Annotated in this window: 14 protein-coding genes and 2 pseudogenes; 5 read left to right on the top strand and 11 right to left on the bottom strand. The window is 73.6% G+C overall.

Annotated elements, in window-relative coordinates:
• The first annotated feature begins 223 nt into the window (after window positions 1-223).
• The 3 genes from MCBG_RS34960 to MCBG_RS30075 all read left to right on the top strand — a co-directional run bounded on the left by MCBG_RS34960 (window position 224) and on the right by MCBG_RS30075 (window position 2320).
• Window positions 224-982, top strand: a complete 759-nt coding sequence (locus MCBG_RS34960; protein WP_043329745.1) for a TetR/AcrR family transcriptional regulator — start codon at window positions 224-226, stop codon at window positions 980-982.
• A gap of 185 nt (window positions 983-1167) precedes the next feature.
• On the top strand, window positions 1168-1782 hold the full coding sequence (locus MCBG_RS30080; protein ID WP_030500319.1) for a DUF6230 family protein: 615 nt from the start codon (window positions 1168-1170) through the stop codon (window positions 1780-1782).
• A 1-nt stretch (window position 1783) separates the two neighbouring features.
• The gene (locus MCBG_RS30075; RefSeq protein WP_043329743.1) at window positions 1784-2320 is read left to right on the top strand and encodes a DUF6114 domain-containing protein; all 537 of its coding nucleotides are present in this window, start codon (window positions 1784-1786) and stop codon (window positions 2318-2320) included.
• Window position 2321: 1 nt separating this feature from the next.
• Here MCBG_RS30075 and murD read toward each other — a convergent pair whose 3' ends face one another.
• Window positions 2322-3668 (bottom strand): UDP-N-acetylmuramoyl-L-alanine--D-glutamate ligase, encoded by a 1347-nt coding sequence (gene murD, locus MCBG_RS30070; RefSeq protein WP_043329742.1) that lies wholly within the window; start codon window positions 3666-3668, stop codon window positions 2322-2324.
• A gap of 86 nt (window positions 3669-3754) precedes the next feature.
• On the opposite strand from murD, the gene MCBG_RS30065 reads away from it, so the two are divergent.
• Window positions 3755-5104 carry a hypothetical protein gene (locus MCBG_RS30065; protein WP_043329741.1) on the top strand — a complete coding sequence of 450 codons (1350 nt, stop codon included), beginning with the start codon at window positions 3755-3757 and terminating at the stop codon, window positions 5102-5104.
• Between the two features lie 244 nt (window positions 5105-5348).
• Here the strand turns inward: MCBG_RS30065 and MCBG_RS30060 are convergent, their stop codons facing one another.
• From MCBG_RS30060 to MCBG_RS30045, 4 genes and pseudogenes are all read right to left on the bottom strand, one after another.
• Window positions 5349-7022 (bottom strand): PucR family transcriptional regulator, encoded by a 1674-nt coding sequence (locus tag MCBG_RS30060; RefSeq protein ID WP_043329739.1) that lies wholly within the window; start codon window positions 7020-7022, stop codon window positions 5349-5351.
• 78 nt (window positions 7023-7100) lie between these two features.
• Window positions 7101-8258 (bottom strand): annotated as a pseudogene (gene argG, locus MCBG_RS30055) (argininosuccinate synthase); the annotation flags it as partial.
• A gap of 28 nt (window positions 8259-8286) precedes the next feature.
• Window positions 8287-8889, bottom strand: coding sequence for an argininosuccinate synthase domain-containing protein (locus tag MCBG_RS30050; RefSeq protein WP_223201384.1), 603 nt, complete (start codon window positions 8887-8889; stop codon window positions 8287-8289).
• A gap of 44 nt (window positions 8890-8933) precedes the next feature.
• Window positions 8934-9746 (bottom strand): TrmH family RNA methyltransferase, encoded by an 813-nt coding sequence (locus tag MCBG_RS30045; protein ID WP_223201383.1) that lies wholly within the window; start codon window positions 9744-9746, stop codon window positions 8934-8936.
• Window positions 9747-9847: 101 nt separating this feature from the next.
• Between MCBG_RS30045 and MCBG_RS30040 the strand changes: the two are divergent.
• Window positions 9848-11679, top strand: a pseudogene (locus MCBG_RS30040) (thiamine pyrophosphate-requiring protein).
• 4 nt (window positions 11680-11683) lie between these two features.
• On the opposite strand, the gene MCBG_RS30035 reads toward MCBG_RS30040, so the two are convergent.
• The 6 genes from MCBG_RS30035 to MCBG_RS30005 all read right to left on the bottom strand — a co-directional run bounded on the left by MCBG_RS30035 (window position 11684) and on the right by MCBG_RS30005 (window position 20960).
• Entirely contained in the window at window positions 11684-12244 is a 561-nt protein-coding gene (locus MCBG_RS30035) for a dihydrofolate reductase family protein (protein ID WP_043329738.1), read from the bottom strand.
• A gap of 106 nt (window positions 12245-12350) precedes the next feature.
• Window positions 12351-13196, bottom strand: a complete 846-nt coding sequence (locus MCBG_RS30030; protein ID WP_043329736.1) for a tetratricopeptide repeat protein — start codon at window positions 13194-13196, stop codon at window positions 12351-12353.
• Window positions 13168-15429, bottom strand: coding sequence for an AfsR/SARP family transcriptional regulator (locus tag MCBG_RS30025; protein ID WP_198033325.1), 2262 nt, complete (start codon window positions 15427-15429; stop codon window positions 13168-13170). Before MCBG_RS30025 ends, MCBG_RS30030 begins: the two co-directional genes overlap by 29 nt.
• Before the next feature lie 162 nt (window positions 15430-15591).
• Window positions 15592-16899: a hypothetical protein gene (locus tag MCBG_RS30020; protein ID WP_051611439.1), complete on the bottom strand. Its 1308-nt coding sequence runs from the start codon at window positions 16897-16899 to the stop codon at window positions 15592-15594.
• A 10-nt stretch (window positions 16900-16909) separates the two neighbouring features.
• Window positions 16910-18007: a TOMM precursor leader peptide-binding protein gene (locus tag MCBG_RS30015; RefSeq protein ID WP_051611437.1), complete on the bottom strand. Its 1098-nt coding sequence runs from the start codon at window positions 18005-18007 to the stop codon at window positions 16910-16912.
• A 751-nt stretch (window positions 18008-18758) separates the two neighbouring features.
• A complete protein-coding gene (locus MCBG_RS30005) occupies window positions 18759-20960 on the bottom strand; it encodes a transglycosylase domain-containing protein (protein WP_223201382.1) in 2202 nt (733 codons plus the stop codon).
• Between the last annotated feature and the right edge of the window lie 40 nt (window positions 20961-21000).

Genomic DNA, 21000 nt, shown 5'->3' with positions numbered 1-21000 from the left:
CCGGGCGGCGTGGCGCAGTGCGGCGACGCCCGTCACCTCGGTCTTTCCGGCCTTGGGGGGACGGGTGCGCGCGGCGATAATGGCAGCCATCCGGCCCTCCTTCGACACGTACGGGGTGACCGACGAGGAGAGATCACCAGCGGTGACGGGGCGTGAACTGAGCGTGTCGAAAGTTATAAACCCCGGAGGGTCGTAAAGTCAACGCATCGAGAGAGGTCGACAGGTGACCATCCCGAGCCCGCCGTCACCGGCACCCGCACCCCTGCCGGGCGCCCGCCACGGCCGCGACCCGGACCGCGCCATCAAGCGCGGCCCGCGCCGGGTGCCGGCCGAGGAGGTGGCGGCGACCCAGCGCGACCGCCTCTTCGACGGGCTGGTCCGGGAGGTCGCCGCCCGGGGGTACGACAACGCCCGGGTCAGCGACATCTGCCACGCGGCCGGAGTCACCCGGCCCGCGTTCTACGCGCTGTTCAACGGCAAGCAGGACGCGTTCCTGGCCGCGTACCGGCACGGCATCGCCGTGGTGTCGCACCTGATGGAGGACGCCTACCGCGACGCCGGCCCGGCCTGGCCGGACGCGGCACGCGCGGCGCTGCGCACGCTGCTCGACGTGCTGGCGAGCGTGCCCGCGTTCGCCCGGATGGCACTCGTCGAGGTGGACGCGGCCGGCCCGGACGCGCGCCGGGAACGCGACGCGCTGCTGCGCAGCTTCCGCCGGTTCTTCGCCGGCACCGGTCCGGAGCCGGCGGAGGTCGATCGCGACGCGCTGGTGTCCACTGTGGTCGGCGGCATCCACGCCACCATCCGTGAGCGGGTGGCGCAGGGGCGGGCCGACGAGCTGCCGGCGCTGCTGCCGGTGCTCACGTACGCGGCCACCGCGCCGTTCCTCGGTCCCGAGGGCGCCCGGCGCGCCGCCCGGGCCGCCCGACCGGACGACGGACCGGCCGCCACGGCGCCGTGCGCGCCGCCCGCTCATCCCTGACCGATCAGAAACCGCAGCGGTTTTTCACTTTGGCCGCTTTTGGCAAATGCCGTCCAATGATCTGCTACAGGCAGTTGACCGGCCCTTTACTCAGCGGTAACTTCGGCCTGCGCCCACCCGGCGCGGACGCCCCGCGAATCCAATTCACATCGTCGCGGATGAATTGATCTCGAAAGGGAGCCAGCATGTCGGAGCAGATCGATCAACCGAGAAGCGGCGTACGCTGGCGCCGGTTCGCCGTCACGCTCGGCACCGTGACCGTCGGCGCGGCCGGCATGGTGATGCTCACCGCGCAGGGTGTCCTCGGCGCGCAGTTCGCCATCTCGGGCATGCCGTTCACCGTCACCGCCGACAAACTGGAGGGGACCGGGTTCGAGCAGTTCGCCACGCTCGACCAGATGATCCCGGACAGCCCCAACCAGGGCGACACCGGCGGGCAGGTGCTCGTGATCGTCTCGGCCATCGACAAGGCCGAACTGACGAACCTCTGCCAGAGCATCAACCTCGGCGGAACCAACCTGCGGATCACCGCCGGCAATTCCGGCAAGCCCGTGACCGCCCGCACGCTCGTGGTCGACGGCGACGAGATCGCCGGCAACGCCTCCTTCAAGAACATCGACGTCGGGCAGGACGCCAGCACCGTCGACAAGGTCCCCGGGGTCAAGGGCAACCCGGGCGTGTTCGCCCAGCAGGCCGACACGGTGACCATCACCAACCTGCGGCAGAACAACTACGCCACCACCGCCGCGATCTTCACGCTGCCCAACCTGCGCATGGGCTTCAGCTCCGACGGGTGCTGACATGAGCCCGGGACAGCACACGGCCGCCGGCGTCCGCGCACGCTGGCGGCGCTGGCGGCGCGCGCGACCGTTCACCGCCGGGCTGCTCATCGCGCTCGGCGGCGCGGAGATGCTGGTGACGCTGCGCGCGCCGCTCGGCGTCCTGCTGCACGTCGGGCCGCAGGGCCTGGCCGCGTACCTGGTCCCGGCGATCCTGGTGATCTGCGGCGTGCTGCTGATCACCACCCCGCAGCAACGGGTCTTCTACGCGGTGCTCTCCCTGGTGCTCGGGCTGGTCTCCTGGCTGACCTCGAACCTAGGCGGGTTCCTGGTCGGCATGCTGCTGGCGCTGGTGGGCGGGGCGCTCGCGTTCGCCTGGACCCCGGTCAAGCAGCGGCCGGCCCGCGCCGAGGCGACACCCGCCGCCGACACGGCGGTCGCCGCCACCGCGCCCGGGCCGCGTGAACCGGTGGACAGCTCGGCGCCCACCGAGTCGCTCGACGCGCTCCTGTCGGCCGAGCCGGGGCCGTCGCGGGACGCCCGGGCGGAACGCGGCTGACTCAGCGGGCGGTGTCCGCCACCGCCTGCGCGAACACCTCGGAGCGGTGCTCGAAGTTGCGGAACCGGCCGTAGCTCGGCGCGGCCGGGGACAGCAGCACCACCCCGCCGGCCGGGGTGAGCTTGCGGGACAGCCCGACGGCGGCGACCAGGTCGTCGGCCAGCTCGGTACGCACCGACGGCAGCCCGGACAGCGCCTCCACGATGCGGGGGCCGCTGTCCGGCACGCCGATCACGGTGATCTCCCGCTCGGCCAGGTGCGCGCGCAACGGGCTGTAGTCCAGCCCCCGGTCGGCGCCGCCGACGATCACCGTCAACGGCCGCCCCTCGTACGCGTCGATCGCGTGCATGGCCGCGTACGGGCTGGTGGCGAGCGTGTCGTCGACGAACGTCAGCCCGGACGGGTCGGCGATCTCGGTGAGCCGGTGCGCCAGGCCCTGGAACTCGGCGACCGCGACGGCGAGGCTGTCCTTGCGCGCCACCACGTCGACGCCGAGCGCGTCCAGCACGGCGAGCGCGACGCAGAGGTTGCCCTCGTTGTGCCGCCCGACCAGCGGCAGCACCGCGCGCGGGAACAGCGGCGTGTCCCGCAGGTGGAACCACTGCGTGCCGTCCGGGCCGGAGGACACGTGCGTGGTGTCCGGTGAGCCGGCCCGGATCGCGGCCCGGTCGCCCAGCTCCGCGGCCAGGCGCGGGTCGGCGCCGTTGACCACCACGGCGTGCGGGCCGTGCGCGACCAGGTTCAGCTTGTCCCGGTAGTACTCCCGCTCACCGCCGTGCGCGTCCAGGTGCTCGGGGAACAGCGCTGTCACCACCGCCACCCGGGGCGAGTCGGTCAGGTCGGCGCACTGGTAGCTGGACAGCTCCAGCACGTACAGCTCCGCCTCCGGCAGGTCCAGCAGCGGCACCCCGATGTTGCCGCCGAACACGTTCGGCCGGTCCATCGCGGTGAGCAGATGGCTGATCAGGCTGGACGTGGTGCTCTTGCCCTTGCTGCCGGTCACCCCGACGGTCCGGTCCGCGTGGTCGGCCATCCACAGCGCGCTGCCCTGCGTGACGGGCACGGACCGGCGGCGCAGCTCCACCATCCACGGGTGCGTGTTCGGCACGCCCGGCGAGCGGACCACCACGTCCGCGGCGGCCAGCCGGTCGAAGCCCGCCTCGCCGGTCACCAGCGGCGCCGCGTCGGCCAGCGGACCTTCCCAGGGCAGCGTGAGGAAGTTGGCGCTGTCGTCGACGACGACCAGGCCGGCCGGCCCGTGCGCGGCGATCGCGGTCACCGCGGCCCGGCCCTCGCGGCCGGCGCCCCAGACGGCGACATGACGTCCGCGCAGATCAGACAGGCGCACGGGCTCTCCTCGGACTCGGTCGGTGCACGGCGGTGGGGGTCGGCCCAGCCGGACACGGGCGGACGAACCAGGGCCTAGTATGGCGTGTGCCCAACGAGCAGCTGCGGCGGATGGACGCCTTCACCTTCCCGTCCTACTCGATCGACTTCGCCACCGGCGAGGTCCTGTTCGACTACGCCCTGACCGGTCCCGACGGCGAGCAGCGATTCACCGAGGTGATCACGCTCCCGCTGCCGGCCGAGCCGGTCCCCGACGCCACAGCGGCAACCCTGGCGCGGGTCCTGGAGCTGCTGCACGTGGTCGCCGGCGTCAGCTACTACAAGGCCGCCGCGCCACCCCGGCTGGTGCTGCCCGCGCCGCTGGGCGCCGCCGCCGTCGAGCTGGTCACCGCCGTCTACACCAAGGGCCTCGCCGAGTACGCGTACCGCAACGAGCTGCCGCACGTGCTGGAGCTGCGCCCCGAGGTGCCCGCCGGGACGGTGGCTCCGGCGGCGGCGCTGGACAACTCCGACCGGCGGCCGCTGTCGGCGGTGGGCGGCGGCAAGGACTCCATCGTCACGCTGGAGGCGCTGCGCCGCGCCGGCCTCGACCCGGTGCCCTTCTCGGTCAACCCGAACCACGTGATCGTGGCGGTGAACGAGGCGTCGGACCTGGTGCCGCTGGCCGCCCGGCGGCGGCTGGACCCGGTGCTGTTCGAGCTGAACGCGGCCGGCGCGCGCAACGGGCACATTCCGGTCACCGCGATCAACTCGCTGATCGCCGTGGCCACCGCCGTCCTGCACGGGCTCGGCCCGGTGGTGATGTCGAACGAGCGCTCGGCGTCCGACCCGAACCTGATCTGGAACGGCCACGAGATCAACCATCAGTGGTCCAAGGGCGTCGAGGCGGAAGGGCTGCTGCGCGCGGCGCTGGCCGAGCACGCCGGGCTCACCGAGCCGTACTTCTCGCTGCTGCGTTCCCTGTCCGAGCTGCACATCGCCCGGCTGTTCGCCGAGATCGACCGGTACGACGCGGTGGTGACCAGCTGCAACGCCGCGTTCAAGCTGCGCGACGCGAGCGAGCGCTGGTGCCGGGACTGCCCGAAGTGCCGCTTCGTGTTCCTCGCCATGGCCCCGTTCATGCCCCGGGAGCGGCTGACCGGCATCTTCGGCGGCGACCTGCTGGCCGACGAGTCCCAGGTGCCCGGCTACCGGGAGCTGCTCGGCGTCGACGGGCACAAGCCGTTCGAGTGCGTCGGCGAGGTGGAGGAGTCGGTGGTCGCGCTGAGCCTGCTCGCCCAGCAGGACCAGTGGCGCGACGCCCCGGTGGTACGCGCCCTGGTCGCGGCCCTGCCCGACACCGCCTGGCAGGCGGCCGCCACTTCCGACGTGTTCACCCCCGCCGGCCCGAACTTCGTCCCGCCCCCCTACGCCAAAACCCTGACCGCCCTAACCTGACCCACCCCGCTCCCGCCCCCGCCCCGCCGCCCCCCGCCCGCCCCGCCCTCGCCCCGCAGCGTTGATCATGAAGTTGGCGGGGCGAATCCGGGCAAAACACCGGCCTAACCTCATGATCACCGCCTCGGCCCCATCGATCTTGGAGTTGTGGCGGCGCGCATAAGCCGCGGTTCTGGGCATCCTGGGCGCCACAAGTCCAAGATCGGCGGGGTCGGCGGGACCGGCGTGACGGCCCGGGGGTGGGTCAGGGGGTTCGGATGGCGTCGAGGGCCAGCAGGGCCACGTGCAGGGACAAGCACCTGTCGACCGAGTCCAGGTCGGCGTCGAGGATGCGGCCGATCCGGGCCAACCGCTCGTAGAACGCCGGCCGGGAAAGGTGCGCCGCGGCAGCGCCCGCCGACTTGTTCCGCCCCTGCTCCAGGTACGCGCGCAGCGTGCCGAGCAACTGCTCACGCGGGTGCTGGGCGTCGTACGCGAGCAGTGCCCCGAGTTCGCGCTCGACGAACGTCTGCAGCCGGGGCTCGTCGCGCAGCAGGTGCAGCAGACCGGCCAACCCGACGTGCGGCAGCCGGTAGCAGGGCAGGTCTCGGGGGTCCCGCCGCGCCGCCTCGGCGATCTGACGCGCCTCGACGAGTGAGCGGCGCGCCTCGCGCAGACTGCCCACGCCCGAACCGGCCGCCACCACGGTACGGGTGGCCGGAGGGCGGGACGGGGCGGCGTCGAGGCGTACCCGGCGCAACGCCGTGGCGAACGCGGCGAGTGCCTTCTCCTCGTCGGCCGCGTCGGGCAGGGCCAGCAGCGCCCCCACCGCATGGTCGTCGACGGCGCTGGTCAGGGCGGTGAGTTTGGCGTCCCGCACGGCCTGGCCGACCGCCTCGGCGAGGTCGCGCAGGCGGGCCGGACCGGCCTCGGGGTCGGCGTCGGCGCCCGGGCCGGCGGCCGGCTCGTCGCCACGGTGCCGGACCACCACGCCGACCAGGTGCCGTCGGTCCAGGACGACGCCCAGCGCCTTGGCGCGCAACGCCACCTCGTCCACCGGGCGGGAGTGGTCGATGAGCGCGGTCAGCAGCGTACGGTGGATCTGCCGTTCCAGGCCCTCGGCGTCGCGCCGGATCAGCCGCCCCAGGGCCAGCGTGGAGGCGGCCCGCTCGATCAGGATGGTCAGCCGGGTCGGCGGGGTGGACTCGGCGACGGGCCAGCGCAGCAGCAGCCGTCCCCAGTCCTGCCCGCGCGCCCCGACTGTGGTGACGAGCCAGCCGCTGCCCGGGTCGTACGCGGTGCGCCCGGCCGGGCGGATCTGCCGGGAGTGCTGTTCCCAGCCGTCCAGCAGCAGTTCCGCGTTCTCCCCCGCCGGGTCGTACGCGAGCACCTGCCGGGACAGGTTCTCCAGCACCATCGGGCAGCCGGCCAGTTCGGCGGCCTGCCGCAGCACCTCGGCCGGTTCGGCGCCCTCAACCGAACAGGTCGGTGACCGCTGGTGGATCTCCTCGGTGGCGCGCAGCTCGGTGAGCTGGGCGTCCACGATCAGCCCGTGCACCGCCTCGGTGATCCGGACGAACGGGGTGCCCCGGCGCAGCTCGATCAGGGGCAGGCCGCGGCGTTCGGCGGCGGCGGCCATCACCCGGGGCACTCCGGTGAGGTACCGGCGGCCCAGCTCGACCACCAGTCCGGAGGCGCCGACGTCGGCCAGGGTGCCGATGAACTCGCGCAGCCCGGCGTCGTCGGCCGGCAGCCCGATCCCGGTGGTCAGGACCAGTTCCCCGCCGCCGAGCAGGGTGGCGATGTCGGGCACCTCGGCGATGTGCACCCACCGCACCGGCCGGTCCAGCCCGGCGTTCCCGGCGACCAGGCGCGGCGCACCGTGGCGCATCGGCACCAGGTCCAGGACCTCACGCACGGTAGGGAACACGGGCGACACGCTACCCTGCGTCACCGTCGTTGCCGAGGGCCGCACCGGCCGGCTCGCCGGGGAGGACGAGCCGGCCGGGCTGCGGGATCAGTCGACGCCGAACTCCATGGCGGCCCGGTCGAGCGCCTCGTCCTCGGCGGTGGGCACGCCCCGGGACGCGATGGCCTCGGCGCCGCCCTGCGGCATGGCGCCGATCAGCCCGGTCGAAGCGGCCTGGGCGGCACCCACGACCCGCTGCGGGTTGCCGCCGCCGACCATGCCGACGGAGGCGTACTGCTCCAGCTTGGCCCGCGAGTCGGCGATGTCGAGGTTGCGCATGGTGAGCTGGCCGATCCGGTCGGCCGGGCCGAACGCCGAGTCCTGGGTGCGCTCCATCGACAGCTTGTCCGGGTGGTAGCTGAACGCCGGGCCGGTGGTGTCGAGGATCGAGTAGTCCTCGCCCCGGCGCAGCCGCAGCGTGACCTCGCCGGTGACCGCGGTGCCGACCCAGCGCTGCAGCGACTCGCGCAGCATCAGCGCCTGCGGGTCCAGCCAGCGGCCCTCGTACATGAGGCGGCCGAGGCGGCGGCCCTCGTTGTGGTAGTTGGCGAGCGTGTCCTCGTTGTGGATGGCGTTGACGAGCCGCTCGTAGGCGGCGTGCAGCAGCGCCATGCCGGGGGCCTCGTAGATGCCCCGGCTCTTGGCCTCGATGATCCGGTTCTCGATCTGGTCGGACATGCCCAGGCCGTGCCGGCCGCCGATGGCGTTGGCCTCCAGCACCAGGTCGACGGCGCTGCCGAACTCCTTGCCGTTGATCGTCACCGGGCGGCCCTGGTCGAAGCCGATGGTGACGTCCTCGGTGGGGATCTCCACGGACGGGTCCCAGAACTTCACGCCCATGATCGGCTCGACCGTCTCGATGCCGGTGTCCAGGTGTTCGAGCGTCTTGGCCTCGTGGGTGGCGCCCCAGATGTTGGCGTCGGTGGAGTACGCCTTCTCGGTGCTGTCCCGGTAGGGCAGGCCGCGCTCCAGCAGCCACTCCGACATCTCGGTGCGGCCGCCCAGCTCGGTGACGAAGTCGGTGTCCAGCCACGGCTTGTAGATCCGCAGCTGCGGGTTGGCCAGCAGGCCGTACCGGTAGAACCGCTCGATGTCGTTGCCCTTGAACGTCGAGCCGTCGCCCCAGATCTGCACGTCGTCGGCGATCATCGCGCGCACCAGCAGCGTGCCGGTCACGGCCCGGCCCAGCGGCGTGGTGTTGAAGTAGCCCGCCCGCCGGGAGCTGAACCAGGGTTTAGGGCGCCCCCAGATGTTGGCGTCGGTGGAGTACGCCTTCTCGGTGCTGTCCCGGTAGGGCAGGCGCGCTCCAGCAGCCACTCCGACATCTCGGTGCGGCCGCCAGCTCGGTGACGAAGTCGGTGTCCAGCCACGGCTTGTAGATCCGCAGCTGCGGGTTGGCCAGCAGGCCGTACCGGTAGAACCGCTCGATGTCGTTGCCCTTGAACGTCGAGCCGTCGCCCCAGATCTGCACGTCGTCGGCGATCATCGCGCGCACCAGCAGCGTGCCGGTCACGGCCCGGCCCAGCGGCGTGGTGTTGAAGTAGGCCCGCCCGCCGGAGCGGATGTGGAAGGCGCCGCAGGTCAGCGCCGCCAGCCCTTCCTCGACCAGGGCGGCGCGGCAGTCGACGAGGCGGGCGACCTCGGCGCCGTAGGTGTGGGCGCGGCCGGGCACCGAGGCGATGTCGGGCTCGTCGTACTGGCCGATGTCGGCGGTGTAGGCGCACGGGATGGCGCCCTTGTCGCGCATCCACGCGACCGCGACCGAGGTGTCGAGGCCGCCGGAGAAGGCGATGCCGACACGTTCGCCGATGGGCAGGGAGGTGAGAACCTTGGACACAAGGAAGATTATGCACGCCGTCGCATGGTCATGCAAGCCGGTCGTCAGAGCGGGTCGTCCCGCCCCAGCTCCCAGAACGCCACCGCCGCGGCGGCCGCCACGTTCAGCGAGTCCACGCCGCGCCGCATCGGGATCACCACCCGCACGTCGCTGGCGGCCTGCGCCGCCGCGGTCAGTCCCGGCCCCTCCGCCCCGAGCAGCAACGCCGCCCGCTCGCGCTGCGCCGGGGTCAGCCGCTGCATCGGTACGGCATCCGGCGCGGGCGTCATCGCGAGCACGGTGAACCCGGCCGACCGGACCTGGTCCAGCCCCGCGGGCCAGCGCTCGAGCTTCGCGTACGGCACCGCGAACACCTCGCCCATGCTGACCCGTACGCTGCGCCGGTAGAGCGGATCGGCGCAGGTCGGCGACAGCAGCACCGCGTCGACACCGAGCGCTGCCGCGCCCCGGAAGATCGCGCCCAGGTTCGTGTGGTTGTTGACGTCCTCCAGGATCACCACCCGCCGGGCGGCGGCCAGCACCTCGTCGGCCGAGCGCAGCGGCTTGCGGTGGAACGACGCGAGCACGCCCCGGTGAACGTGGAAGCCGGTGGCGCGCTGGAGCACGTCCGGCGTGGCCGCGTACACCGGCGCGTCACCGGTGTCCAGATCGGCGAGCTGGTCCACGCGCTTGGCGTCGACCAGGTACGACCGGGCCGGGTAGCCGGCCCGCAGCGCCCGCCGCAGCACCAGCTCCCCCTCGGCGATGAACAGCCCGTGCGGCGGTTCCCATCGGGTACGCAGCTCCACGTCGGTGAGCGCGCGGTAGTCGGCGATCCGGTCGTCGTCGGGGTCGGTGATCTCGTGGACGGGCACCACGCGATTCTGCCCGGCCCGCCGGGGCGCCCCGGCACGGGCCGGGTTTCCGCCGCCCCGGGCGGGGAACGGAGCCCGAAGGCCGACGCGACGGAGGGACCACGATGGGCGCGGATCACGACAGCAACCTCCCCCGCGACGCCACAGTCGCCGACTACCTGGTGGCCCGGCTCGCCGAGTGGGGCGTACATAAAAAAATACGGCTACCCGGGCGACGGGATCAACGGCATGACCTCGGCGCTGCAACGCGCCGAGGGACGCGCCCGGTTCATCCAGGTCCGGCACGAGGAGACCGCCGGTTTCGCGGCCGGCGCGCACGTCAAGTACGGGGGGCCCGCTCGGCTGCGTGGTGGTGACCAGCGGCCCGGGCGCGATCCACGCGCTCAACGGCCTCTACGACGCCAAGCTCGACCACCAGCCGGTGGTGGCGCTGCTCGGGCACACCGCGCTGCCCGCCGAGGGCGGCGGCTACTACCAGGAGGTGGACCTGCTCTCGCTCTACAAGGACGTGGCGTCGGCCTTCCTGGCCCAGCTCGACGATCCGTCGCAGGCCCGGCACCTGGTGGACCGGGCCTGCCGCACCGCGCTGGCCCGGCGTACCGTGACCGCCCTGGTCCTTCCCTCCGACGTGCAGGACCTGCCGGCGGTGCCGCACCCGCCGCACGCGCACGGCTACTACCACACCAGCGCGGTGCCGAGCAGCGAGCCGACCGTGCCGCCGGAGGCCGACGTGCGCCGCGCGGCCGAGGTGCTGCGCGGCGGCCAGCGGGTGGCGATGCTGGTCGGGCAGGGCGCGCTGGGCGCCGAGGACGAGGTACGCCGGATCGCCGACCGGCTCGGCGCCGGGGTCGCCACCGCGCTGCTCGGCTTCACCGCCGTCGACCACCGGCAGCCCTGGGTGACCGGCGCGATCGGCCTGCTCGGCAGCCGCCCCAGCTGGCAACTCATGCGCGAGTGCGACCGGCTGCTGATCGTCGGCAGCCAGATGCCGTACTCGGAGTTCTACCCGCCGGAGGGGCAGGCCCGGGCGGTGCAGATCGACATCGACGGCAGCCGGATGGGGCTGCGCTACCCGACCGAGGTGAACCTGACCGGCGACGCCGGACCGACGCTGCGCGCACTGCTCCGGGAGCTGGGCCCGGGGCCGGGCCCGACCGCCTGGCGGGCCACCATCGCCGACGCCACCGGCAAGTGGCGGGCCGCGCAGCGCGAGGTCGCCGCGCAGCCGGCCGACCCGGTGAACCCGCAGTCTCTGTTCACCTCGCTCGACGACGCGCTGCCGGACGACGCCGTGCTCGCCGTGGACTGCGGCACCGCCACCGCCTGGTACGCCCGGCACGTGCGCGTGCGCCTCGGCATGCTGGCGAGCCTCTCCGGCACGCTGCTGTCGATGGGCGGCGGCATGCCGTACGCGCTGGCGGCGAAGTTCGCCCACCCGGACCGCCCGGTGATCGCGCTGCTCGGCGACGGCGCGATGCAGATGAACGGCGTCAACGAGCTGATCACTGTGGCGAAGTACTGGCGGGAGTGGGCCGACCCCCGGTTCGTGGTGCTGGTGCTCAACAACCGTGACCTCGCGTTCGTCAGCTGGGAGCAGCGGTCCAGCGAGGGCACGCCGATGTTCCCGGACAGCCAGGACCTGCCGGACGTGGCGTACCACAGGTGGGCCGAGGTGCTGGGCCTCGGCGGTGAGCTGGTCGACTCCCCCGACCGGGTGGACGGCCTGTGGCAGCGGGTGCTCGACGCGGACCGGCCGGTGGTGGTCAACGCGGTGGTGGACCCGGCCGAGCTGATGTTGCCGCCGCACTTCACCGCCGAGCAGGCCCGCAAGACCGCCGCGGCGGTGCTGCGCGGGGACAGCGACCGGGCCGGCATCGTGCGCCGCGGCGTACCGGCCGCGCTCGCCACGTACCGGCCCCGCCGCCGGGGCCGCTGAGGCGTCAGGCCCGCGCGTAGCGCAGCAGCACCGACCGCCCGTCGAACTGACGCGTCTCGACCAGCCGCAGGTGCTGGCGGGCCAGGTCGGGCAGCACCTGCCGTCCGCCGCCGAGCACCACCGGGTGCACGATCACCTCGTAGGTGTCGACGAGCCCCAGCGCGGCCAGCGCCGTCGCCGCGCCGGTGCCGCCGGTGACCAGCAGGTCGCCGGGGAACCGCTCGCGGACCTCGGCGAACTCCTTCGCCAGGTCGCCGCCGCCGACCACCACCGCGCCGTGGGGAGCCTCGGCGAGCGTGCGGGAGACCACGATCTTCGGGGTACGCCGCCAGATCGGCGCGAACGCCAGGTCGTGCGGGTGGTCGGAGATCGACTCGACCTGCGGCCAGTAGGAGGCCATCATCTCCCACACCCGCCGCCCGTAGACGAAGGCGGAGGCCCGCTCGGCCAGGTCGATCGAGTACGCGGACAGCTCCTCCCCCATCTCCGGCCAGTCGAACTCACCGTTCGGGCCCTCGATGAAGCCGTCGACCGACGTGTGCACCCCGTAGATGACGTTGCCCATGATGTGTTCCTCCGCGTTGCGGCGCGTCCCGGTCGGGCGCGCTCGCCGGTGGGTCGGAGCCGCCCGGCCGGATCCGACAACCCGGCCCCGACGACTCCCGGCCAGGCTACGGTCCGGCCAGCCGCCGCTCGATCTCGTCCGCCGTGGCGGTGGCCCCGATCCGGGCGGCCACCTCGTGGGCGCGTCGCCAGACGTCCCGGGCCGCCTTGGCCCCGGTCAGCCGCTCCACCGCCCGAGCCAGGTCCATCAGGGCCTCCAGCTGCAGCGGCGGGCTGGCCGTCAGGTCGTCGGCCGCCTGTTCGAGCAGGACCCGCGCCCGCGCCGGATCGCCCGACATCAGGCTGATCCGTCCCTGGGCGTACCGGGCGTAGGCCAGGTAGGCGGCGACCCGCATCTCGCGGGCCTGCTCCAGGGCGGTGTCGGCGTATCCGGCCGCCTCGCCCAGCCGGCCGTGCCCCGCGAGCATCGCGGCGACCTCGCTGAGCAGCGCCACCTCACCGAGCCGGTCACCGTGCCGCCGGACCAGTTCCAGGGCCTCCAGGTACGCCGCCCGGGCCTCGTCCACCGCGCCACGGTGGTCGTGCCAGCGGCCCGACGCGCGCAGTCCGAACGCGAGCGGCCGGGGCGTGCCGGCGGCCCGCAGCAGCGCGACGGCCCGGGCGAGCGTCTCCCCGGCTGCCGGGTCGCCTTCCTGGAACTGGAGGACGCCCAGCCGGGCGAGTTTCGGTCCGGCGGCCACCTCGTCGCCGGCCTCCTGGTACAGCTCGATGGAGCGGACCAGGCTGGCGCGTGCCGCCGGACGGTCGCCCAGCCCTTCGTACACCTGGTTCTCGACGCCGGCGATGTCGGCCCGCAGCCAGGGCTGGGCGAGCGGCTCGGCCGCCGCCGCGGCGGCCCGCGCGTAGCCGAGCGCGGCCTCCAGGTCACTGCGTAGCAGGGCCGCGAACGCCACGCAGAGCCGGAGCCGGGCGATCCCCCTCCGGGTGCCGCCGGCGCTCGGCGGCCGCCAGCCCGATCTCGGTGACCCGGGTCAGGTCGTCCACCCGGGCGTCGACGAACAGGTAGTAGTCGCAGTGCCAGGCCAGCGCCCAGGAGTAGTCCTCCAGGCCGGGCGTCGCGGCGGCCTGCTCGATGCCGGCGAGCAGGGCGGCCCGTTCGGCGCCGAACCAGCGTTTCGGGTCGTGCAGGTGCTCGCCGGTGGGCGCCGGTGACCTCGGCAGGTCGGCGACGATGACGGCGCCGCCCTCCTGGCTCAGCGCCACGCGGGCCTGCTCGGTCAGCGTCAGCCAGGTGCCGAAGACGCGCCGCAGCACCTCCGGCCGCTCCCGCGGCCCCTCCTCCCGCGCGGCGCGCTCCCGGGCGAACGCGCGGACCAGATCGTGCAGGTGATAGCGGACCTGGCCCAGCTCGTCCGGCCCGGTCACCTCGACCAGGTTGGCCTCGACCAGACCGGTGACCGCGTTCGCCGCGCCCGCCTCGTCGTCGAGCAGGACGGCGGGCAGCCACGGAGGGGCCCGGTCGAGGTCCAGCACGGCGAACCGGCGCAGGAGCCGGCGGGCCGGCTCGTCCAGCGCCACGTACGCCGAGTGGAACGCCGCCCGTACGCTGCGGTCGGCGCGGGCGAGATGGTCCAGCCGGTGCGAGAGTTCGGCGAGCTGCGCCGCCGCCTGCCGCAGCGACAGCACGCCGGGTATCGCCAGCCGGGCGCCCGCGATCCGCACCGCCAGCGGCAGCAGCCCGCAGTGGTGGACGACGTCCGACGCGGAGCCGGGCTCGGCGGCGACGCGGTCCGGGCCGATGATGCCGGCCAGCAGCCGCAGCGCGTCCGCCTCGGGCAGCGGCTCCAGCCGCAGCTGGTGGGCGCCGTCGACGTCGACGAGCGCGCGCCGGCTCGTGACCAGCACGACGGTGTCCGTACCGGGCAGCAGGGGGCGCACCTGCGCCGCGTCGGCCGCGTTGTCCAGCAGCACCACTCCGGGCCGCTCGGCCATCGCGCCCCGGAACAGCGCGGCGCGTTCCTCCAGGTCCGCCGGGATCTGGGCGCCGGGCACGCCGAGCGCCCGCAGGAACCGCCCGAGCACCTCGACCGGGGGCGCCGGATGGTCGTGCCCGTTCAGGTCGACGTAGAGGTGCGGACCGGGGTACGCCGGGCCGAGCTGGTGGGCGATCCGGACCGCGAGGGTGGTCTTGCCGACGCCGGGCAGGCCGCTGATCGCCGTCACGGCGACCGCCGGCCGCTCCGGAAGCCACTCCAGGACCGCCGCGATCTGTTCCTCCCGGCCGACGAAGTCGGTGAGGCCGGCCGGAAGCATCCGGACCGGCGGGCGCGCGGCCCCGTCCGGCCCGGCGGCACCGTGTTGTGCGGCGACTCCGTGTTGTGCGGCGGCGGGCGGGTGGTCCGACGGCGCGACGGCCGGCCCCGCGTCGGGCGCCGACCGGAGGCTGGGGTCGTTGCGCAGGATCAGGTCGCGCAGCCGGATCAGCTGGGCCGTGGGGTCGATGCCGAGCTCCTCGGCCAGGCGGCGGCGCAACTGGTCGAACCGGTCCAGCGCCTCGCCCTGCCGGTCCGCCAGGTAGAGGGCCCGCATGAGCTGACCCACGAGCGACTCCCGCCACGGGTACGCCTCGACCAGCTCGGTGAGCCGGCCGATCACGCTGTCGTACCGGCCGAGGCCCAGCTCCAGGCCGAGGCAGCGCTCGACCACTGTCATCCGCCGTTCGTCGAGACGCTGCGCCGCCGCGGTGAGCGCCGGCGTACGCAGGCCGTCGAGCGCCGGACCGCGCCACATCGCCAGCGCCTCGCGCAGCCCGGACACCGCCTCCTCCGGGGCGCCGCCCCGGTCGAGGAGCCCTTCCGCCCGGCGTACCCGTTCCTCGAAGACGTCCAGGTCGAGTTGACCCTCGGCGACGGTGAGCAGATATCCGGAGCCGTGGGTGCCGATCACGTCGCCGGGCAGACCGGCGGCGCGCAGCGCCCGTCGCGCCGCCGCGACCCGGTTGCGGACCTGGACGTCCGCGCTCGCCGGCGGATGGCCGCCCCAGGCCGCGTCCATGAGACGGGACACCGGGACGATCCGGTTGGCTTCCAGCAGCAACGCGGCGAGCATGGCCTGACTGCGCGGGCCACCGACGCGGACCGTCCGATCGTCGAGGCACACCTCGACCGGGCCGAGCAGCCGAAACATGACCGCCGGCACCATTCGCTCCCCCCGAAGCGCGCGGACCCGGGCGACCACGTCAAGATCGCCCTCTGGCCCCACCCTAGACGAGTTCGCGCGAGGCCAGGGGGTGACGCGTACCAGCGGTGACCGGGGGGACACACCACTGTGTCCGGTCGTCGTCGGTGGTCAGCCGATCGGGTCCGGCGCGGCGTGCGGCGCTTGACCGGACGTGGCCCGCGCCCGGCGCCGCCGGGAGTGACGGCGGTAGAACGTGACCAGGAACATCGCCTGGAGCGTGCCCTCGACGAGCAGGACGAGCGCGCCGTCCACGGCCGCGAGCAGGCTTCCGCCGGTCGCGCCGGCCAGCACGGCCGAGCCGGCCTGGATCGCGCCGTGCGCGACGATCGGGATTCCGAACAGGACGAAGCTGGACAACGCGACAGCGCTGCCCGCCACCACCGCCAGCGCGTAGATCCGTACCGCGCGCCGCTCGTGCGGCGGCAGGACGGCGGTGGGGTCCCCGGCCGACGGCGTCACCCGGCCGGGAAGCGCCGCGTGCAGACCCCGGCGCAGCAGGTGCCGGGCGTACGCGAAGCCGTCCTGGAACAGGTTGCGGCACCGCAGCAGGTCCAGCAGGACGAAGTAGCAGTCGGTACGCATGTAGACGTGCAGTTGCAGCGCCATCGACATGACGATCACCAGAACGACGGCGGACAGCAGGCCGCCGACCAGCGGATGCAGCCGGGCGTACGCCATCACCAGCAGCGCGGCGCACACCACGGCGAAATCCCAGAGCAGGCCGCTGAGGTAGACGCGGTACCGGTGGCGGCGCGGCACCGACCAGATCGCCGTCACGTCGGTCTCCAGGACCAGATGGTGCAGCCGGGTGGCGAACCGGATCCGGGCCGGCGCGTCCAGCGAACGGGCCGCCACCAGGTGACTGAACTCGTGCAGCACCGCCGTCCCGGAGAACAGCACGGTGTTCACGAGCACGGCGAGACCGACGTAGTCGGTCCAGAAGAAGTCCCGGTACGACGGCAGCAGCTCGGGACGGCGTACCACTGTGGCCAGCGTCGCCGCGACCAGCGCGACGTAGGCCACCTTCGCCGCGGGGCCGAACAGCCAGCGCACGTGCCGGGCCCGCAGCCAGGGCAGGTGCGGCCGGTCCTCGCGGCGGGCGCCGCCGGTGGGCTGGCCGTCGACCTCGGCCACCAGGCCCGCCTCCCGCAGCGCGAGCACCAGGTCCACGAGGTCGAGCTCCACGTCGTGGTCGGCGGCGATCCGTTCCTCGGCCACGCCGATCGGCGCTCCGCCGTCGAGCAGCTCGACGGCGCGGACGCCGATCATCGGCAACTCCACGAACTCGCCGACCTCCGGCCGGCCCACCACCACCGAGTCCGGGTCGTCGTCGGACGGCCGGATCCGCAGCGGGTGGAACCGTACCCGCGTCGCGGCGCCCAGATCCGGCGCCGCCTCGACCTCGGTGGTCGTCATCGCCCGGTCCTCACGCGCCGCGCGGACCGCACGAGGGGCAGTCCGGGTCCCGCGGCACGTCGATGAAGTAGTGGTGGTCCCAGCGCGCGGCGTTCTGGTGGAAGACCCGCCCGGCCACCTGCTGGGGCAGCCCGCCGAGGTGGTAGAGCACCTCCAGCGCGCAGAGGTGACCGGTCACGTTCGCGGTGGCGGCGATCACCGCGTTCGGTCGTTCCCCGCCGCGCAGCGGCGTGCCGTCGGTCTGGATCTCGTGCTTGTCCGGCCGACGCCGCAGGCAGGTGTAGCACCCGGTGCGGCCCGGGAGGAACGAGCCGACGACCGTCATCGGCCCGGTGTAGAGCGCCATGAACCACGGCGTGCCGGTACGCAGCGCCGCCTCGTTCGTCCAGTCCTGGATCTGGTCGACGGGCCGGTCCGCGCAGAGGACGAAGACGTCCCGCCCGTTCATCAGCGGCACCAGGTCGTCGGCGGAGCGGACCCGGCACTCCTCCCCGGTCACGTCGACGTGCGAGTTCATCGCCCGCAGCCGGTCCACGGCGACCTTCACCTTCGGCTGGCCGAGGTCGCTCTCGGTATAGAGCAGCTGGCGGGTCAGGTTCGGCTGGTCGATCACGTCGAAGTCGGCGCAGTGCAGGCCGCCGACGCCGCTGGCGACGAGTCCGGCCGCGACCGCCGTGCCGGTGCCGCCGAGACCGAGTACGGAGACCCGCGCCCGCCCGATACGCGCCTGCACCTCGAAGGGCGAGCTGCGGGGCTGGGTGTCGATCCAGGCGTAGAAGTGCCGGGCCCGGTCGTAGCGCTGCGCGGCCTCCGCGGTGAACCCGTCGGGCAGCGGGGCCGCCGCGTCCTCGACGAAGCCCTGCGCGATGAGCTGGTCCACCACCTCGCGGACGCTGCCCTCGTCGATGCCCGGGTGCGTCTCGGCGAGGTCCGCGCAGACCTCCCACACGTACCGGGTGCCGTCCAGCAACGTCAGGATGCGGGCGATCGTGCCGTCCTCGTCGTCCTGGATCTCCGACGCGACGCCGTACTGCATCAGACCGATGATCAGCCGGTTCCCCGGCAGCGTGTAGGGCTCGTGGACACTCTTGACGCGCGGCTTGAGCATGGGACCGCAACCTCACTAACGCTCGGCGGAAGACGGGAAGCGGCACCCCGGCCGCCGCGGTAGGTGGCGGCGACCGGGGTGCCGGCGCGGATCAGGCGCCGTTGCTCTCGCGGATGACGGTGGTCTCCAGCCGCTCCAGCTTGCGGACCTTCAGCGAGAGCTTCTTCTTGCCGGCCTGCTCGATCGTGGCCTTCTCCATGGACGCCTCCTCGATTCGGGTACGCCTTCCGTGGTGCCGGAAGGCGAGCCCAAGCCTGTCGCCCGGCGTCACCGGTCGATCACAAGTCGATCATCAGCGGCCGTTGATGATCGCCGCCACCATCCGGGTGCGTGGCCCGACCTGTGATGATCGCGTTGCTCGGCGTCGACGGCTCCGGCAGGACCAACCAGGCGAAGGCGCTGGCCGAGCGGCTGCGCCGGCGAGGTGTCCGGGCGCGGTACTTCGAGAACGCCGGTGGGCGGCCACTGTGGAACCGGCTGGCCCGCGCACTCGGCCGGGCCGACGGGGTGGCGCTGTTCGGCCGTACCGTCCATCCGGCGCTGGAGGCGACGGTCCGCGCGGCGGCGATGGCCCGGACCGTGGCGGTGGCCCGCCTGACCGGCCGGGTGGCGGTGCTGGACCGGTGGAACTGGTGCCAGGACGTGATCAAGGCGGGCCGGGGCGACCGGAGACGGCGGGTGGCCGCGCGCCGGGAGGCGGCGTTAAGAAGGGGCCCCTTTACTACCGGAGGCGTTAAGAAGGGGCCCTTCCTTACCCGCGGTCGCGCAGCCAGCGCAGCACGTCGGAGGGCAGCTCGCGGTCCTCGCGCTGCTCGCGGCGGTCCGGCTCGGTCCGCCGGGGCGGCTGCGGACGCTGCGGGTCGCCGACCAGCGCCCGGCTCGGCGCGGTGAAGTCGGCCACCGGCTTGCCGGTGAGCGCCGTCTTGATGGTCCGCGCGACCGCGTCGATCACCTTCGCCTGCACGGCGGAGCCGACCAGGTCGGTGACGTCGTCCGGGTTGGCGGCGATGCCGGCCACGGCGACCTGCGGGGTGTACCCGACGAACGTCTCCGTGGCGTTCCGCTCCGAGCTGCCGGTCTTGCCGGCGACCGGGCGGCCGACGATCGCGTCGACGGCGGTGGCGGTGCCGCCGTTGCACTGCCCGAACGCCGACTGCTGGCCGACCGGGCAGCGGGCCGCGTCGGTGGCGGCCCGGGCCACGTCCGGGTCGAGGACCCGCTTGCACTCCGGTTGCCCCACGTCGACGGTCCCGCCGTCGGGCGTGGTCACCGAGACCACCGGCAGCGGCGTGCAGTACGTGCCCTCGGCGGCCACCGTCGCGTACGCGTTCGCCAGGTCGAGCGGGGTGGTGGCGGCCACGCCGAGCGTGAACGCGCCCCAGTCGGCGGCGTGGTCGCGGGCGAACGTGGCGTCGGAGTCGGCCCGGAAGGTGATGCCGAGGCGCTGCGCCATCTCCACCACCTTGTCCTCGCCGACCTGTTCGGCCAGCCAGACGAAGTACGTGTTGACGGAGCGGCCGAAGCCGTCCCACATCATCCGGTAGCCGTCCATCCACTGCGGGTTGGCGTTCGCCGGGCACCAGGTGCCGTCGCAGTTGCCCTCGTCGTCCGAGGCGTACCGGGTGGGCAGCCGGCTCGGGGCGTCGAAGCCGGTGGACAGCGGCTTGCCGGCCTCCAGCGCGGCCAGCATGGTGAACATCTTGAACGTCGAGCCGGCCTGGTAGCCGTCGACGCTGGCGCCGCCGGAGATCAGCGGGTTGACCGTGTTCGGGTGGTTGGCCTGCCCGTCCGGGTTGGCGTCGAGACTGTAGTGCCGGTTCACCGCCATCGCAAGCACCCGGCCGGTGCCGGGCTCGACCGCGGCGATCGGCAGCGCGCGCTTGTTGCCGTACCCGTAGACCTTGGTGGCCTGCTCCTGCGCGGTCTCCTGGATCTTCGCATCCAGCGTGGTGACGACGCGGTAGCCGCCCCGGCGCAGCGCCTGCTCGCGCTCCTCGGGGGTGGCGCCGAACGCGGGCTGGGTGAGCCACCAGCGGCGCAGGTAGTCGCAGAAGAAGCCCCAGTCGTCGTGCCCCTGGGCGGTGGCGGTGCAGCCGTTGGGCTGGGCGGTCGGGCGCAGCGTGGGCGCCTGCGCCTTCGCCGCAGCGGCCTGCTGGGCGGTGATCGCGCCGGTCTCGGCCATCGCGTCCAGCACGTACGCCCGGCGGGCCAGCGCCTGGTCCAGGTCGCCGTCGATCGGGCTGTACGCCTCCGGCGACTGGACCAGACCGGCCAGCAGCGCCGCCTCGCCCAGCGTCAGGTCGGCCGGGGCCTTGCCGAAGTAGCGCTGGCTGGCGGCGGCGACGCCGTACGCGCCGGAGCCGAAGTACGCGATGTTGAGGTAGCGGTTGAGGATCTCGTCCTTGGACAGCGACTGCTCCAGCGCGTTCGCGTACCGGATCTCCTGGAGCTTGCGCCCGACGGTCTGCTCGGTGGCGGCCTGCCGCTCCGCCGGCGTGCGGTTCGGGTCGGTCTTGAGCACGTTGCGGACGTACTGCATCGTCAGCGTGGAGCCGCCCTGCTCGGTACCGCCGCCCTTGACGTTCGCCACCAGCGCCCGGGCGATGCCGCGCAGGTCCGCGCCGCCGTGCGAGTAGAACCGCCGGTCCTCGGCCGCGATGATCGCCTGCCGCATCACCGGGGCGATCTCGTCCAGCGACACGTCGGTGCGGTTCACGTCGTAGAACGTGGTGATCAGCGTCTTGCCGTCGTTGGCGTAGAGGTAGGAGCGCTGCGGCTGGGCCGGGGTGCGCAGCGCGTCGGGCAGGTCCGCGTACGCGCCGAGCGCCGCCCGGGCGGCGAACCCGCCGAGCAGTCCGGCGGGAAGCGCGGCGACCGCGAGGACGAGCCCGGCGAGCAGGCCGGCCAGCAGCACGGTGAACAGCCGCGACAGCGGCGACCTGGGTGACGGCATGAAGGCAAGGATTGCCACGAAAGCCGCCTACCGGCCACCT

Source organism: Micromonospora sp. M42 (assembly GCF_000568915.1).
Taxonomy (GTDB): Bacteria; Actinomycetota; Actinomycetes; order Mycobacteriales; family Micromonosporaceae; genus Micromonospora; species Micromonospora chalcea.
The sequence above is the reverse complement of the archived record's forward strand: the minus strand, read 5'-3'. Positions and strand labels throughout refer to the sequence as shown.

Coding starts and splice junctions, on each gene's coding strand:
- MCBG_RS30015 (WP_051611437.1), bottom strand. CDS start 18,007: ATGCTCAAGCCGCGCGTCAAGAGTGTCCACGAGCCCTACACGCTGCCG.
- MCBG_RS30035 (WP_043329738.1), bottom strand. CDS start 12,244: ATGGGCAACGTCATCTACGGGGTGCACACGTCGGTCGACGGCTTCATC.
- MCBG_RS30080 (WP_030500319.1), top strand. CDS start 1,168: ATGTCGGAGCAGATCGATCAACCGAGAAGCGGCGTACGCTGGCGCCGG.
- MCBG_RS30005 (WP_223201382.1), bottom strand. CDS start 20,960: ATGCCGTCACCCAGGTCGCCGCTGTCGCGGCTGTTCACCGTGCTGCTG.
- MCBG_RS30020 (WP_051611439.1), bottom strand. CDS start 16,899: ATGACGACCACCGAGGTCGAGGCGGCGCCGGATCTGGGCGCCGCGACG.
- MCBG_RS30025 (WP_198033325.1), bottom strand. CDS start 15,429: ATGTTTCGGCTGCTCGGCCCGGTCGAGGTGTGCCTCGACGATCGGACG.
- MCBG_RS30075 (WP_043329743.1), top strand. CDS start 1,784: ATGAGCCCGGGACAGCACACGGCCGCCGGCGTCCGCGCACGCTGGCGG.